14 protein-coding genes are annotated in these 17,165 nt (G+C 37.3%); 6 read left to right on the top strand and 8 right to left on the bottom strand.

What is annotated here, in order from left to right:
* Positions 1-158: 158 nt before the first annotated feature.
* Positions 159-977 carry a helix-turn-helix transcriptional regulator gene (locus CUN60_RS11100; RefSeq protein ID WP_102952104.1) on the bottom strand — a complete coding sequence of 273 codons (819 nt, stop codon included), beginning with the start codon at positions 975-977 and terminating at the stop codon, positions 159-161.
* Positions 978-1,409: 432 nt separating this feature from the next.
* On the opposite strand from CUN60_RS11100, the gene rpsL reads away from it, so the two are divergent.
* The 5 genes from rpsL to rpsJ all read left to right on the top strand — a co-directional run bounded on the left by rpsL (position 1,410) and on the right by rpsJ (position 6,092).
* A complete protein-coding gene (gene rpsL / locus CUN60_RS11095; RefSeq protein WP_102952103.1) occupies positions 1,410-1,781 on the top strand; it encodes a 30S ribosomal protein S12 in 372 nt (123 codons plus the stop codon).
* A 29-nt stretch (positions 1,782-1,810) separates the two neighbouring features.
* Positions 1,811-2,281: a 30S ribosomal protein S7 gene (rpsG, locus tag CUN60_RS11090; protein WP_102952102.1), complete on the top strand. Its 471-nt coding sequence runs from the start codon at positions 1,811-1,813 to the stop codon at positions 2,279-2,281.
* An 18-nt stretch (positions 2,282-2,299) separates the two neighbouring features.
* Positions 2,300-4,393, top strand: coding sequence for an elongation factor G (gene fusA / locus CUN60_RS11085; protein WP_102952101.1), 2,094 nt, complete (start codon positions 2,300-2,302; stop codon positions 4,391-4,393).
* A gap of 175 nt (positions 4,394-4,568) precedes the next feature.
* A complete protein-coding gene (gene tuf / locus CUN60_RS11080) occupies positions 4,569-5,759 on the top strand; it encodes an elongation factor Tu (RefSeq protein ID WP_102950428.1) in 1,191 nt (396 codons plus the stop codon).
* Positions 5,760-5,774: 15 nt separating this feature from the next.
* The gene (gene rpsJ, locus CUN60_RS11075) at positions 5,775-6,092 is read left to right on the top strand and encodes a 30S ribosomal protein S10 (RefSeq protein ID WP_102952100.1); all 318 of its coding nucleotides are present in this window, start codon (positions 5,775-5,777) and stop codon (positions 6,090-6,092) included.
* A gap of 81 nt (positions 6,093-6,173) precedes the next feature.
* Here the strand turns inward: rpsJ and CUN60_RS11070 are convergent, their stop codons facing one another.
* Positions 6,174-6,968: a helix-turn-helix transcriptional regulator gene (locus tag CUN60_RS11070; protein ID WP_158649405.1), complete on the bottom strand. Its 795-nt coding sequence runs from the start codon at positions 6,966-6,968 to the stop codon at positions 6,174-6,176.
* A gap of 235 nt (positions 6,969-7,203) precedes the next feature.
* On the opposite strand from CUN60_RS11070, the gene CUN60_RS11065 reads away from it, so the two are divergent.
* Positions 7,204-8,103, top strand: a complete 900-nt coding sequence (locus tag CUN60_RS11065; protein ID WP_102952098.1) for a LysR family transcriptional regulator — start codon at positions 7,204-7,206, stop codon at positions 8,101-8,103.
* A 51-nt stretch (positions 8,104-8,154) separates the two neighbouring features.
* On the opposite strand, the gene CUN60_RS11060 is transcribed toward CUN60_RS11065, so the two are convergent.
* The 6 genes from CUN60_RS11060 to CUN60_RS11035 all read right to left on the bottom strand — a co-directional run bounded on the left by CUN60_RS11060 (position 8,155) and on the right by CUN60_RS11035 (position 16,952).
* A complete protein-coding gene (locus tag CUN60_RS11060) occupies positions 8,155-9,651 on the bottom strand; it encodes a PilV family protein (RefSeq protein WP_102952097.1) in 1,497 nt (498 codons plus the stop codon).
* 19 nt (positions 9,652-9,670) lie between these two features.
* A complete protein-coding gene (locus tag CUN60_RS11055) occupies positions 9,671-9,916 on the bottom strand; it encodes a hypothetical protein (RefSeq protein WP_102952096.1) in 246 nt (81 codons plus the stop codon).
* 218 nt (positions 9,917-10,134) lie between these two features.
* Positions 10,135-10,875: a hypothetical protein gene (locus CUN60_RS11050; RefSeq protein ID WP_102952095.1), complete on the bottom strand. Its 741-nt coding sequence runs from the start codon at positions 10,873-10,875 to the stop codon at positions 10,135-10,137.
* A gap of 146 nt (positions 10,876-11,021) precedes the next feature.
* On the bottom strand, positions 11,022-15,605 hold the full coding sequence (locus tag CUN60_RS11045; protein ID WP_102952094.1) for an RHS repeat domain-containing protein: 4,584 nt from the start codon (positions 15,603-15,605) through the stop codon (positions 11,022-11,024).
* 60 nt (positions 15,606-15,665) lie between these two features.
* Positions 15,666-16,247 carry a hypothetical protein gene (locus tag CUN60_RS11040; protein ID WP_102952093.1) on the bottom strand — a complete coding sequence of 194 codons (582 nt, stop codon included), beginning with the start codon at positions 16,245-16,247 and terminating at the stop codon, positions 15,666-15,668.
* Positions 16,248-16,268: 21 nt separating this feature from the next.
* Positions 16,269-16,952: a hypothetical protein gene (locus CUN60_RS11035; protein ID WP_102952092.1), complete on the bottom strand. Its 684-nt coding sequence runs from the start codon at positions 16,950-16,952 to the stop codon at positions 16,269-16,271.
* Positions 16,953-17,165: the final 213 nt, after the last annotated feature.

Below are 17,165 nucleotides of genomic sequence, written 5' to 3'. Positions count from 1 at the left end.
TTTAAATGATTGTTAGATTACTCGCAATAGATGATTTTATCTATTGCATTATGAACTATTGGATTGATAAAGATTATGTAGTTTTTAATTTTAGGTAGTAGTATCAATCGGTGATTATTAGATATTTAATTCGAGTGTGATTTATTTGAGCTACCATTTTATTCACTTAGCGGATTTAATCCTATCGTATAATTTCCTATTTGTTCAGCCAGCTTCTCATCTAAAACGACAATATATGGGCGATAGAGACTGGAAGGGACTAGTTGGTGGTATTCATGATTTAATGCCATTTGTGCCAAAAGTTTTGTATTTGATCCGGGAATACCAAATTTTGGACAAAGCTGATTTGCGATGATATTGCCAATTGTACTTCGGCTAATTTTTAAAATCTGGGCACATTGCTCTTGATTAATACCATTAGCAAGTAGAAACATTATTTCATGCTGTCTCAAAGTAAGCTTATCAAGGTGAAGGTACTTGCTTTGTTTATTTTGATCGATTATTACTTGTAAGTAGTCCTGATGGCTAAAAAAGCGAGACTCAATTGCAAAGCTCTGAATAGCAACTACTTCCCCGCATGGATGCAAGATAGGAACGTATGTGACCAGATAGGAGACAAACTTTCCGTTATAGGGTAATAAGTCAATAAAGCTGATAATGTTTTTTGTTTTAAATACGGTCTTTTGTATTTCATAAATTTTTTGTGCATATTGGTGGAGCGAGTCCATTAGGTCTTCAGTGTAATGTTCCGCAAATATTTGAGCGGCAAGTACGGTATCTTCATAGTTACGAAAACTTAACCCCGTTGCCTCTTTCCAGTTTTTAAAGCCAATCGACTGTGCTGTTTTAGTAGTGCAAATTGCAATTTTTAATTCGTGGTCAAATAGTGCGGAATAGATATTTTGGTCAATTAGATGGGTAAAATTGGGAATTAATACTGATTCCAGATATTCATTTTTTTGTGCTTGATCCAGCATTAATGGAGATCCTTTTCGGATAAAATTTAGCTCTGAGGTATGTAAATTTTTAAGATTGGGTGGGGTTCAGTAACGCTCAAGTTTAGCATTTAAGCTGGTTATTGTGCAAGCTGAATAATAAAGCCAGGCATGTATTGAGCGCAAAACTGTATTTTTCTGTGGTTTTATAGGGTGGTATTTGTGGCATAACGCTACAGAAAATTGGCGTATTTTCTGGGAATAATGCAGGTGTAAGCTTGATGTAGTTATTTGAGTTAATTTGCTTTGTGATTTATCTTGATTGTATGGTATAATAACGCGCCTCAAAATAATATTTTGAATAAAAGCATATTTATAATCAATAAATATATTGTATATATCTGATGCGGCTTATGCTTGGAGGCTTGGACATGGGGTCCACGCTTCAGTATTTTTAATAAAAGAAGGAAGATAATGCCTACTATTAATCAATTAGTAAGAAAGCCACGTGTAAGCGTTCGCTACAAGAGTAAATCTCCTGCGCTAGCTGAATGTCCTCAACGTCGTGGTGTTTGTGTACGTGTGTACACTACAACTCCTAAAAAACCTAACTCTGCATTACGTAAAGTATGTCGTGTACGCTTGACTAATGGCTTCACTGTGAATAGTTATATCGGTGGTGAAGGTCATAATCTGCAAGAGCACAGCGTGGTACTTATCCGTGGTGGTCGTGTGAAAGATTTACCAGGTGTACGTTACCATACAGTGCGCGGATCTCTTGATCTGGCTGGTGTTAAAGATCGTAAACAGTCACGTTCTAAATACGGTGCTAAACGCCCTAAATAATAAAACAGGTTTTTTAAGGAAAAGAGATTATGCCTAGACGTAGAGAAGTCGAGAAAAGACAAGTATTGCCAGATCCTAAATTTGGTAGCCATGCCTTGTCAAAATTTATGAATATCATTATGGAAAGCGGTAAAAAAGCCGTTGCTGAGAAAATTGTTTACGGTGCTTTAGATATCGTATCAAACAAATCAAAAAAAGAAGGTATTGAAGTATTCAATCAGGCACTTGAAGCGGTTAAGCCGATTGTTGAATTGAAATCACGCCGTGTTGGTGGTGCTAACTATCAGATTCCTATCGAAGTTGCGCCTGAGCGTCAGGTTGCTTTAGCAATGCGCTGGTTGCGTGATGCTGCTCGTAAACGTGGTGAAAAATCAATGGACATCCGTCTTGCAAATGAAATGATGGAAGCAATCGAAGGTCGCGGTGCTGCTATGAAACGCCGTGAAGAAGTACACAGAATGGCTGAAGCAAATAAAGCTTTTGCTCATTTCCGCTATTAAGATAGGGATTAAGACAAGATGGCAAGAAAAACTCCGATTGAAAGATACCGTAATATTGGTATCTCTGCGCATATTGATGCTGGTAAAACCACTACAACTGAGCGTGTGTTATTCTACACTGGTGTAAATCACAAAATTGGTGAGGTACATGATGGTGCGGCGACGATGGATTGGATGGAGCAGGAGCAAGAGCGTGGTATTACCATTACTTCTGCTGCTACGACAACTTTCTGGCGTGGTATGGATGGTAATCGTCCTGAGCATCGCGTAAATATCATTGATACACCAGGGCACGTTGACTTCACGATTGAGGTTGAGCGTTCTATGCGTGTACTTGATGGTGCATGTATGGTTTACTGTGCAGTGGGTGGGGTTCAGCCTCAGTCTGAAACTGTATGGCGTCAAGCTAATAAATACAAAGTACCGCGGATTGCATTTGTAAATAAAATGGATCGTCAGGGTGCTAACTTCTTTAAAGTGGTTGACGGTATCCGTAACCGCCTTAAAGGTAATCCAGTTCCGATGCAAGTGCCAATTGGTGCTGAAGAAAACTTTACCGGTGTAATTGATCTGGTTAAGATGAAAGCGATTGCTTGGGATGATTCTACTCAAGGAATGAAGTTTGAATACGTTGATATTCCTGCTGATCTAGTTGATGTTTGTAATGAATGGCGCGGTAAAATGGTTGAAGCTGCGGCTGAAGCTAGTGAAGAGTTAATGGATAAATACCTTGAAGGTAATGAATTAACTGAAGCTGAAATTATGGCTGCTATTCGTCAACGTACAATTGCTTGCGAAATCATTCCGATGTTCTGTGGTTCAGCATTTAAAAATAAAGGTGTTCAGGCTATGCTTGATGCCGTTATCGATTATTTGCCTTCACCAACAGAAGTTGCTGCGATTAAAGGTGAATTACCTGATGGTACTGAGTCAACTCGTGAGTCATCTGATGATGCCCCATTCTCAGCTCTTGCATTCAAATTGATGAGTGATCCGTTTGTTGGTCAGTTAACATTCTTCCGCGTTTACTCTGGTGTGGTTAAATCTGGTGATTCAGTTTATAACCCAGTTAAAGGTAAAAAAGAGCGTATCGGACGTATCGTTCAGATGCATGCTAATAACCGTGAAGAGATTGAAGAAGTTCGTGCGGGTGATATTGCTGCGGCAATCGGACTTAAAGAGGTTACAACTGGTGATACTCTATGTGATTCAGCACATGAAATTACGCTTGAGCGTATGGTGTTCCCTGAGCCAGTAATTCATATCGCGATTGAGCCAAAAACTAAAGCCGATCAAGAGAAAATGGGTGTTGCGCTTAACCGTCTAGCTAAAGAAGATCCTTCATTCCGCGTTAAAGGTGATGAAGAAACTGGTCAGACGATTATCTCTGGAATGGGTGAGCTTCACTTAGAGATTATTGTTGATCGTATGAAACGTGAATTTGGTGTTGAAGCTAACGTTGGTGCTCCTCAAGTTGCATATCGTGAAACTATCCGTAATGCAATCGAAGTTGAAGGTAAACACGTTAAGCAGTCTGGTGGTAAAGGTCAGTACGGTCACGTATGGATTCGCATGGAGCCAGCTGGTGAAGGTAATGGTTACTCATTTGCTGATGAAATTAAAGGTGGTACAGTTCCGCGTGAATTTATCCCTTCGGTTGATTATGGTATCCAAGGTGCAATGAAATCAGGTGTCGTTGCTGGTTATCCAGTAGTTGATGTGAAAGTTGCGTTATTTGATGGTTCTTACCATGATGTCGATTCATCACAATTAGCATTTGAGTTAGCTGGTTCAATGGCGTTTAAAGAAGGTATGCGTAAAGCACAACCAATTTTACTTGAGCCAATGATGGCAGTTGAAGTTGAAACTCCTGAAGAATACATGGGTGATGTGATGGGTGACCTTTCATCTCGTCGTGGTATCATTCAGGGTATGGATGACGATGATAGCGGCGGTAAAAAAGTTCGTGCTGAAGTTCCTCTAGCAGAAATGTTTGGTTACTCTACTGATTTGCGTTCAATGACTCAAGGTCGTGCAACGTATTCGATGGAATTTAAACATTATGCGGAAGCGCCTAAGCATATTGCTGACGCTGTTGTAAACAAAAAATAAATCTTGATTATGAAGTGATAACGTTGTTGCAAGGCTTCTTGTGTACTATTAATGTACACGGCGTCGCCTTGCGCCTAGTTTTCACTTCATACTCTTGCGATTTTATCTTATTATCTTATAAATAAAAGCTGTGGATAGTTGTATTCTTTGACTATCCAGTATTAAAGGAATAAAAATGGCTAAAGAAAAATTTGAACGTACGAAACCGCATGTAAACGTAGGAACGATTGGTCACGTGGATCATGGAAAAACTACATTGACAGCAGCGATTACGACAATTCTGTCAAAAAAATTCGGTGGTGAAGCTAAAGGTTACGATCAAATCGATAGCACTCCAGAAGAAAAAGCACGTGGTATTACGATTAATACAGCACACGTAGAATATGAAACAGAAGGTCGTCATTACGCACACGTTGACTGCCCAGGACATGCTGATTACATCAAAAACATGATTACAGGTGCAGCACAGATGGATGGAGCTATTCTTGTAGTAGCAGCATCAGATGGTCCTATGCCACAAACACGTGAGCATATCCTTCTTGCGCGTCAAGTTGGTGTACCATACATCGTTGTATTCTTGAATAAATGCGATATGGTTGATGATGAAGAACTTCTTGAACTAGTAGAAATGGAAGTTCGTGAGTTGTTAAGCCAGTATGAATTCCCTGGTGATGATACACCAGTAATTCGTGGTTCAGCTTTGAAAGCCCTTGAAGGCGATCAAGGTCAATACGGTGAGCCAGCAATTTATAAACTAGCAGAAGCTTTAGATGCTTACATTCCACAACCAGAGCGTGCAGTAGATGGTGCATTCTTGATGCCTGTTGAAGATGTGTTCTCAATTTCAGGTCGTGGTACAGTTGTAACTGGTCGGGTAGAGCGTGGTATTATCAAAGTAGGTGAAGAGATTGAGATCGTAGGTATCCGTGATCTTCAAAAAACAACAGTAACTGGTGTTGAGATGTTCCGTAAATTATTGGATCAAGGTCAAGCTGGTGACAACGTTGGTTTACTACTTCGTGGTACAAAACGTGAAGACGTTGAGCGTGGTCAAGTATTGGCTAAGCCAGGTTCAATCAAGCCACATACAAAATTTGAAGCTGAAGTATATGTACTAAGCAAAGAAGAGGGTGGACGTCATACACCATTCTTCAGTAACTACCGTCCACAGTTCTACTTCCGTACAACGGATGTAACAGGAGCAGTAGCATTACCAGAAGGTACCGAAATGGTTATGCCTGGTGATAACATTCGTATTACTGTAGAATTGATTGCACCAATTGCGATGGAAGACGGTTTACGTTTTGCGATTCGTGAAGGTGGTCGTACAGTAGGTGCTGGTGTTGTTTCTAAAATTATTGCTTAATAAAGGATACTGAAAATGACTCAACAAAGACAAAATATCCGTATCCGTCTTAAAGCTTATGATCATATTCTTATTGATCGTTCTGCTGAAGAGATCGTAGAAACAGCTAAACGCACTGGTGCTATGGTTAAAGGTCCGATTCCTTTGCCTACTAAGAAAGAGCGTTTTGACTTATTACGTTCACCGCACGTAAATAAAACTTCACGTGATCAGATTGAAGTTCGTACACATTTACGTGTTATGGAAATCGTTGAGCCTTCAGACAAGACTATTGATGCTTTGATGAAGCTTGATCTTCCTGCTGGTGTAGATGTAGAAATCAAATTAAAGTAATTTAATTTGTTAGATAAAAAAACCTCACGGTACTCCGTGAGGTTTTTTTATTGTCTATATTCTAAATTTTGTTAACTCCTGCTATGCCCGAGCTGAATCAAATAAAATAAATTTTTGTTTCCGTAATCTAAAAGGGATTAGTTCATTTATACCTAGGTTAACAGCACGTTCAATTAGCTTTGCGGTATTTGGCGGATTAAGATTAAATTTTCTAATTATTTGCGTATTAAGGATCTTCGCTACGGTGCTTCTTGAAATGTTTAAGAGGTCAGCTACCTTGTACTGATTTAGTCCATTAGACATAAGAAATAGAATTTCATGTTGCCGCTCACTAAGTTCAATCCCAAATTTTTCCTGAAACTCGGACTGTTTCCCACTCAAACTATCTTCCGTACTATTATCCATTCCTATATAATCTTTTAATAAGTTTATTAATATATTAATACTACATTGTCTAGTATGAGTTTGATATGCGATTAGCTCTCCATTTGGATGAAAAAAAGGAACTATTGTTACCATATGGCTTGATAAGTTATTATAATATGGAGATAGGTCAATATATTGGACTATTTCTTGCTTCTCAACAACATATTGATGTAGGGTAAACATCTGATTAAAATCAAGCCAGACATTTTGTATGGATACTCTAGTTTTAGTTGAGATTTTTTCAAGCATAGCAATTGGTAAATTACCCAGGTTTAAACCGAGGCATTGAGAACTATTTTCTGCAGCGAACATCTGTACTTGGGCATCAGATAACATGAGTAGTGTGCCATTTCTATCATAAAGGGCATATAGTCCATTATTATTTAGCATTCCTTTAAATAATGGTATCACCATGTGCTCAATAACATGTGGGAAGTAATTTTTAGTCATTTCAATTTTCATTATAGGGTAATTTACGCTATTATAGACAATAAAAATTTCTTTGACTATAGTCATTTATAGATAGCTGTCTTCTATTTTTAGTCATTGCTTATTAATTTTAACCATTCAGTAAAGAAATACTGATATATATATAACAAAATGTTAAACTATTGCTTAATAATATTAGATAAATTATAAGCTGGTACGTGAAAGTAAAAATTATTATATTTGGGGGTAAGAAAAAATGTTAGATGATTTATCGCTATTTATCAAAATTGTGGAATGTGGTAATTTTACCAAGGCAGCAAATGTTCTTAACATCTACCAATCAAAAATAAGCCGGAGGATGAACTCTCTGGAAGAAATGCTTGGTGTGCAGCTATTTAAAAGAAATGTCAAAGAGATGGAGTTGACTGAGCATGGGCTTATTGCTTACAATATGTTCAAATTTAATATAAATTCATTAATTAACCGGATTGACGATTTTAATGCTTTATCTGGTAAAATTACCGGCAGAATTAATGTTATACTACCACCACTATTTGCAAATAGATTTATTAATCATAGACTTAATAGTTTGATTAATGAATATCCTGATCTTGAGTTAAATATCTCCTATTTGGTACTAAATGAGCACGACTTAAATTCATTTGTCTTTGATTTAGCTTTAAGTCGTATTCCGGCAACAAAGCCTTCTTTTCAGCAAAGCGTATTATTTAAAACTAAATTAATATTATGCGCATCCAAAGAATATCTTGAGAAAAATGGAAGCCCAGCAGATTTTAGTGATATTTTAAAACATAGGCTAATTACAATTGTAGCAGATGATAATAATCATCAGCTAACTGCATTTGGTGAAGTAATTGGTGAGGCTGACAGCAATAATGTAGAAATTGAATTACCTCGCTATAACATTATTCATAATAGCAGTCTTGCGGCATATGATATGGTAAAAGCTGGGACTGGTTTAACTTTCATGCTTGAGTACGGCATCAAGGAGGAGCTTGAGAATGGCGATATTGTAAGGCTACTACCTGACTACCATTTCGGGGAAGTTAAATTTTATTTGATTCAGTCAAACCATGAAACTAATAGTAAACTTGAAATAGTAAAAAAATTTCTTCGTGAAAGTTTAACTGACTAATATTTCTATCATTCATAGGCGCATTGTGGTTTAGCAAACAGGCTCTAAGAGCTAGCATGGACCTGGATTAGCAGTTGACGCTCTACAGGTTGAACCACTACAATTAGCGCCATTGCCGCAAGTGCCACTAATTTGTGAATTGCTACAATTAGCATTGTTACCGCAGTTACCTTTGATTATTGAATTACTACAGTTAGCATTATTATTGCAATTACCATCAATAATTGCAGACTGGCATTGCGCATTATTGCCACAGTCGCCGTTAATTGCTGAACCATTGCAAGTCGAGCCATTCGTACACTGTCCCATTATCCGGTTTGAACAATCAGCCCCGCTACATTGCATACCATTTTGGTTGCCAGTTTGAAGCTTATCTATCAAGTAATTATTAGGAGTATTTTTGCTAATTAGTAAGTTATTGGCAGTATTTCCGGTGATGGTGACATTTAAAGTGCTAGTTAAACTGTTAACTAGAGATGCATTGCCAGAGCACGTCCCTGATGGGCAGCTTCCACCTATAACATAGGTGCCGCTACAGTTACTTGCTGTACAGCTGCCATAGACCACCGAGTTGGTGCATGTTCCGCTACATGTCCCATAAACTATTGTATTATCACATAACCCGGTGCAGTTTCCGGCAACTACTGTTCGGCTGCAATTACCAGAGCATTGACCATAAACTACTGCATCTTGACAGCTACTACCATTGCAATTTCCCAAAACAAATGAATTATTGCAGTTAGCACTATCACACTGTCCGTAAATAACCGCATTGGAACAGTTCTGTGAACTATTATAACATGCGCCAAAGATTACTGAACCTGCGCAGCTGCCACTACCAGAAGTGCCACACGTTCCAAAAATGGCACTATTTGAGCAATCAACATTGCTTCCAGAGCAATAATTCATAGGTGCCCACCAACTCGTTGACCAGAAACCAGACATTTTAGTTGGATCTAATGAATAAGCTGGGGTATTGTTGACTTGATTATCAACAGCTGCCAGTGCCATACTTATTTCTTCATTAACTGGTACAATCAGATAGTTACGAACATTGCCGCTTTCAACGAGAGCCAAATTATGTGCCCAGACTAGCTTGATATATAGATTGCTTCCTCCAGAACAGTTTGGTGAATTTTGCGTCGGGATTCCAGGACTATTTCCATCGAGACACACAATCCCTTGTAGAGAGTTTATTTTCAATGTGGCTAGATATTCATGCCATTTAAATAAGTCATAATTTCTTTGCTGGATTTGATTGCACTGATTGGTATCACACATTGTCTGTGGTGTAGGGTTGCTGCTTAGCCAGTTAGTTCCCTCAGCATAATGTAGTGGGCTAGCTACGCTTCCATTTATTATCCGATTTGCATTTATTCTATCCAGCATGGATTGTGCGGCAAAATGGGTTAGCTTTTGTAAATTGGAATAGGAAGCTGTTTTTACGCTGGAATTTAATAATCGTATAAAGCCAAAAAATACAGTGGAAATAATTAACATTGCTATCAATATTTCAATGGTGCCAATGCCATGAATATTTCTTTTCATTGTGTACTTTACTAATAAATTATAGAAAATTACCAAATAGAGAGGTAAGCTCTGGTATTCCAGCTTCAGAATAGTTTGGAGCATCAGAAACATGGCTAAGATAGCAAGATTTAACTTGCTTGTTATGAACCAGAACGATTTCTTTATAGAGAAAGCCTTTTTCACGGTAATCAAGTGGGGTTATCGATAATGAATAGGTCAGAAATAAGGCAGATGAAAATTTTAATATATTGCCAGTGTTAATTCGAGTTAGTATCAATTTCATAAAGATTACCCCTTATACAAATATCGTGTATTGTAGCTGGGGTAATGGCTTAATTGATATAGCTAAAAATAGAAGTGATGTTTCCAGAAATAGGAAGAAGGGGATATTTTATGAGGGGATATAATTACACAAGACCTCATGGAGGGTTGAATGGCAAGACTCCATGAGGTCTTAAGAGAAAAACTAAGTTGTAGTTAAATATGTCTCACCAGACAAGGTTATAAGTTTTCAACATTAATCACTCTAAACTGTCTATGGCCCTTACCTGTTATCTGAATCAAAGCAGGAGTATTAGTTGCACTATTAACGCAAGTTAAATCAAATTTACGTAAATTATCAACTGAGCTGGCAAAGCCCATCTGATTTTCTTGCCCAATAATAAAACTGTCCCAAGTACTACCATACCATGCTCCTATACCAACATTACTGCATTTATATTGTTCCTGATCATATATTATTGATAAATCACCTCTTGTAATCAGGTCTAATCCTTTACAGGTTATACATGCTGGTTTAAAATTATTGATATTATCTGCGCTACCCATATGCCATTCATTTGTCCACGAATGATAAATATACCCCCATACATCTGAATAACTGAAAGAGTTATTGGCAGTTTTTTCATAGGTACTCTTAATAGTTAGTGTTCCATAAACAGGGTTTCCAGAGTCTCCTTCTTCAACAGTGATATTAGCAGCTCCTCCAAGCTTGCAATGATAACTATTTCCATCAATAGGGCTTGCTTCTTGAACTCCATATAAACAAGGAGAATATACTGTTTTGTTGAAATTCATAAAATCTGATTGTTTGGTTACAAAATTTACATTACTTATTTTGTGTCCATCGTTAGCATAGAAATACATATTCCAAGTAGCAGTGATTGCATGTGCAGAACAACTGATACTTATTAATATTATAGAAAGTACACAAATTTTGTTTAATAAGATAGGTGCTTTCATATATTTTTCCTTTATGATTTTAAGTATTTAATCCCTTATGACTTAGCAGGCTAAGACAGTAATTTCCTGCGAATGGCCTTAAAGAGAAAGGTTGCTGTATATCTCCGCTGTAAACAGCGAAGATATACAAACATAGTTCGTTGGTTTTAATACCAAGGATCGGCTTTACCCGCATGAAAAGTATTACTAAATATCTCAGAGCTGGTTGATGAATGTACACTTCCTGATACACTTCTATCTCCTAGTAAAAGCTCAGGTCTGTATTCTGAGACAAAGGAAGTTCCAGATAGTTCCTTGTTTAGCCGAGCTGTGTTTTTCTCTAGTATTTGTAGTTGATATTCTTCAAATCTTTTATTTATGCGAAGCATCGGTTGTTTTTCCTGATAGTTGAAATATCTTCTACTCCATTTTGCAATAGGTAGTCCAATCATGGCGAAATCTGCAATTTGATACAAATGTAATTGGTCTGAGAGTGTCCCGTTCACTATTGAAACAGCAGATGACACCCCCGCGATTATATCAGTCGCAACTGTAGCTCGATTAGAATATTTAATTGCTTTAGCTGCTTTTGACACATTTCCTCCTATAGCCTGGGATTTTAAAGCTGCCTTTTCTGCCTGTTTCCAGAATCCTTTGCTTGTTGGTCTAATCATTGCCTTAAGTCCAGCTTTTACACCCATCTTTAACGCACGTGTTGCAGCTATTCTTCCAGCCGCAGCAATAGCATATGTACCTCCTGTAGCAATAGTTCCAATTATAGTTGTAGAAATATCTATCCAGCCCCAAACTGACAAGTGCCCACTCGGATCAACCTTATTAATCGGATCTCCCTCGGTATATGCATATCGATTCATTACATCATACGTATCTATATTCATGAACCTCATCAGTCTTGGATTATAAAACCTTGCTCTTAAAAATACCAAGCCTGTTTTGTCATCCAGATACTCCTGATTCCAGCCTAGATATTCCTTTTCTTCTTTATTGTTCTGGCTTACCGTTTGACCATAGGCATCATAGCTGTAGCTATTAGATACCTGACCTTTACTAAACGTGCCTATCGTTGAACCATGGGCACTTAATAGCGCCGATATATGGGTTCCTTTCATGCGGCTTAATGGTTTTCCATTTCCATCTAACATATAGTTACTCACTACACCATTTGTTACCATGGCATCCACATTTCCTCTGTCGTAGTAAAACTGCTGATCTTCGTTGCTACCTTCTTTACGACTCAGTAATGAATCAGGATAATAACTATATTTACTTATCGCTACCCCGGCTTTTGTTACTGATGTTAGTCGATTTAATCCATCATAACTATATACATTTCCCTCGTCATCAACTGTCATATTTCCAGCACTGTCATACGTCACTTTTTTGCCGTTAACTGATGTTAATTGATCCATATTGTTATAGGTATAATTTGTAACTTCTGTTCCACGTGCATGAGAAAGAATATTGCTTTTAACATCATAGCTGTAGCTATCGGTTATAGTTTTACCATTTTCTCTTGTTGTTGCCGATAATAGCTGATTTAATCCATTATAGCTGTAGCTTTTTTCAGTATTTAGTTCAGCGTTAGCCAGGCTACTTGATGTTTTTTGTCTGATAAGCCGATCGAGGTGATCATATCCATACTCGGTATCAATAACCTGTCCATTTTGATTTACCTTATCTGATGTTACCTTGCCCCAGCCATCATAGCTATAATTATGGCTTAGATTACTACCATCTCCACTAAAGCTACTTGATGTTAACAGAAATTGTCCGGCAATAGGCTCATTTGTATAGGCATAGCTCATGCTTGCGTTTCCGCTTGATATACCAGTTACCCGACCGATTTTGTCTACCGAATAATTAGTCGCAATTCCATAAGCATTAACTTTTTTGATCAAAGTACCATAACTATCATATACATAATTTACGGTTTTTCCATCTGGATACTTTTCTGATAGCAGATTACCCAGTTGATCATAAGTATAGCTTATTGTGTGCATACCATCTGAAATACTAGTTACATTATTCATGCTATCATATGTTTTACTTATCGTAAGACCGCCTTTACTCATAGTTAATTCATTGCCATTGGCATCATAGCTGTGAGTAGTTACACTTCCATCAAAATCAGTGAAGCTGATTAAATTCCCATCCGCATCATAGCTAAAACTTTTCTTTTTGCCGGCAGGATTTGTTTGCTCTACCAATCGGCCTAACTCATCATATTTCTGAAGATCAGAGCTATAGCTTCCTTTGCCGCTAATATTCGTAGTTGTTAGTGTTATGTTTCCGTAAATATCATATTTATTTGTTCTTGATATTGCTGTTCCATCTGATAATGTGGTAGTTGAAGTAATTACCTTATTTGCCCCATTATACTGATTAACTGTATCGGAAATTGTTATTGAACCATTTCTAACAACCTCATGCAGCACATTACCAGCTAAATCAACTGTCATCGTCTTGGTTTTAACACTACCATCAGCACCGTATTCAGCTCTATAAATTTCGGCTCCAGCACCATTTTTCTGGATCACTGATGTGGTTTTTCCATTTAAACTTGTAGTAGTGGTTAAGCCGTCTGCACTATAGCTTATATTTGTAACGTTACCTAATGCATCTACTGATTTTATTACCCGGTTAAGCCCATCATATTCGTAGCTGGTTACGTTACCACGTATATCTGTTTCTGTTTCCACCTGACCTAGGCTATTATAGCTTTTTGTCCCAAGTACACGACCCAGACTATCCGTACTCTTGATTAATCGACCAAGACCATCATAGTATTCAGTCACACTATAGCCATTTGGACTGCGTCTGGTCATTGTATTACTCGCCCCAGTAGTGTAACTATAGCTCGTAACGTTACCTTTTGGATCTGTTTCTGTTAATACTCGTCCCATATCATCATAGCTTGATACTACTTTATGTCCACCAGTTGTAGTTTCTTCAAGTACCGGACTACCAGGTAAAATAGTACTTGATAATTGCTGTACCTTTTGATGTTTTGCGTTTATCTTGGTTCCCGACATTACGCCTGTACCAAAAGAGTAATTATACTGTGTGGATACAGATGTAATACCATCGTTCATCCCAGGTGAAGTAAGAGTTGCACTTGTTAATAATCCATCCTTGGTAAATTCACTGTCACTGGTATCAAAAGGCATTCCATTATGTTTTCTGGAACTGTGCTCAATATTTGTTTTCTCGCTATTTAAACTATTGCTGGTTTCATCAGTTATACCACTGAGTAAATCTTTATGGGTGCTTTTTACAACCAGATAGAAAGCTTCCGAATCATATTCCTGTGTATCTTCGGATGCCGGCACTAATGAGCCACCATTATTGATGTAACTCTTTGTTCTTACAACTTCGCCATATTCATTATAAGTATTTTCTGACTTGGTGAGTACACTACCACCCACTGATTGGATTTGTTCTACAGGGTTTGTATAGCTTGCTGATCGTAAGTAACTCTTTTCTGGTATATCATACTTGAAAGTATTGCTTGTCAATACCTTACCACCTGATAATACTTCTTGGCTTACAGGTAATGCTAAATAATTATAACGTGTCTTTGTCTTTGTTGCCTGTGAGTCTTTTCCTCTCGTGACAACTACATCATAATTAAAACCACTACTTAAACTATCTGCTAGTTTATCAGAATCAGACCCCATGCAAACAGATGGATAACCTGTAAAATTATTTCCACTTCCATAATCATAACTAACACTATCCGAAACACCACCGCCTGAATGAACAATTCTCGAAACTGCAGGTAAAGATTTTACTTGCCCACCATCACAATCCTTATAGCTTATATTTGTGTAATTGATATTGCTTGTAACTCCTGATGGATGACGAATCGATGTAATTACACCATTATCATATGAATAAATTGTTTTATTACCAGCTGCATTTACAAAACTAGTTATTCCAGCATCTGTGAAATCAAAGGACGCAACTAGACGCTTATCTTGGCTTATTGTAACCGCAGAGCTACCACTTTGAATAATATATCTGTTTCCATGACTATCTACTATTGATGTCAATAAAGAATGATATACACTTCCAGATGAACTATAGTAATAGCTTATCATATTACCAAAGCGATCTACGTTTGCCAGTAATTTTCCGTCAGTATCAAAATACTGGTGTCCGCCCTGTGCATCATTATAAACATATTCATAACGACGAGTATCTGATTTACCAGATAATGTTCCAACCTGGCGCTCAAATTTTACCCCATGATTATTTACATATTTTAATCCCGAACGATAACCATTAATATCTTCCCAGTTTTCATCAATGGCAAAAGTAGAACCTCCTATTGTTAATGACTTACCAGGAATTACAAATGATATGTCATAACTCCAGCCACGAGGTAAACCAAGTATGCTTTGATCTGTTGCTGATGAAGAATAAAGTAAATTCAGACTCAAATTAACATATTCTGAAAGTCCCTTGGTATTTATCAGGTTTTGTCCTAATGTTAATGTACCAGTCTGCTCATTAACATTCTCACCAATAAATAATGAATTTGCATATGCCTGAGAGCCTTTATAGGCGCTATTATCCTGTCCAGCATTTGCTGATTTCAGTGCGTGACTTCCTCCAATATTCGTATTTCCCGAATGGCAGGATATCAATAGCATAGTTAATGTACTTAAGCATGGTGCCAGTAATTTTCTTTTTGCGATATTTTTTTTGTTAGTAGTTTGATTTATCATGATTTACCTCAATTCTTGTCTATTAATTGCTATATACGTTTTATTTGGTGTAGAGTTTTATCATTGTTTTTTAAGTTCAACAGTAAATTCGCCAACTCCCATACCTTGAGTAAATGGTATTTGATCTGTTGATGTTGAAGTAAATTCGCCAGAAACCCCATCGATTGTATTTATCCATTTCCCAGATGTACTAGCGTTAGTAAATCTTTCTAAGAGTCGTGTGTCAATCATCAAATTTTGCATTGCAGTAAAATTATATGAAGGTTGCTGCATTTCATTAACAGTACCTTCTGCTTTCACACTAAAGTAAGAGTGTGAGCTCCAGCAAGTATCACCATTAGAAGTACTATTTTTAGGTACTATCCATACAGGCGCTCCACAAAATTTACCTTTCTGCCCATCTGGTATCTTTACCGTAACTTTAATATCGTTGTTTTTTGCCGGGCTATACATGCAAGAAGCACCGTGCCAAGCAAATTTAGCACTTGCAAAAGTAAATTCTATCTTAGTGTCGGTTATTTGATTAGTATTTACTTCCACACATGGTTTTATGTGCTTACCTTCAAACGCTCCAGCAGCAGCATTAGATGTTTGCGCCAATAGAAGTAGGCATAAGGTATTTGTTATAATTTTTAGTTTCATGATTCTATTCCTTTAAGATAATTATTGATTAATGATGCTAGCAATGGATTTAGCACAAGCGGTTGTATTGGTAGCAGATCCACTTCTTGAGTCTGGCACTTGTAATTTAAAACAATCTGTTTGAGGCTCATATTTAAGTACGAATTTTTTATTTGGATTATTTCCATACCACTCGCTAAATACAATTGGCGTAGCATAAGTTATTAGCTCACGTTCACCATTATTGCTTGTTGCTTCACGTTCAAAATAAAAACCTACGTACCCATAAAACAAAAAACCATTTTCTTTATATTTGGCATCAGCCGTCCAGCTTGTGCTAACTGTTGCATCTTGGGGTGCGTTGCTTGAAAGATCACCTAAGTGGCTTTGCCACGCATAAGCATTTATTTCATAGTAATACCAATCAAATGTGTTGATAGTTACATTTTTTAAATTCACCAGCTCAGGAGGCGTAGAACCATCTTGAAGAACTATCTCAACAGGGATATTTAATTTTGCTGGTCCATTTGTTGCTCCGAGTTGATTATTGTCTTCGGCTTTATTGTTGGCACTATTTTCTTTACTGACATGATTTTCGGTAGTGTTCGGAGCCTTCATATTCGATTGTCTTGGCTGTATGCCAGTTCCGCTATTACATGCAGATAATCCGATCAAGAGTAGGGAACTGATAGCGGATAGTTTAATTAAAGTTTTATTTGGTTTCATAATGATGCTCCATCAAAGAGTGATATTAATTTGTAATCTGATGGCATAATTTTATTGCTGAAGCATGTAAGAATGATATAGCTAAAAATAGAAGTGATGTTTCCAAAAATAGGAAGATGAGAAAATTTCAAATTATTCGCCCTTTTTATATGCAATTATTCTGCTATTTTATGTATTGCTTACTCCCGCTCAACTACTAACCCATGGCAGCAA

This window comes from Aquella oligotrophica (genome assembly GCF_002892535.1).
GTDB lineage: Bacteria > Pseudomonadota > Gammaproteobacteria > Burkholderiales > UBA11063 > Aquella > Aquella oligotrophica.
Note: the sequence above shows the minus strand (reverse complement) of the source record. Positions and strands in the feature narration are given on the sequence as shown.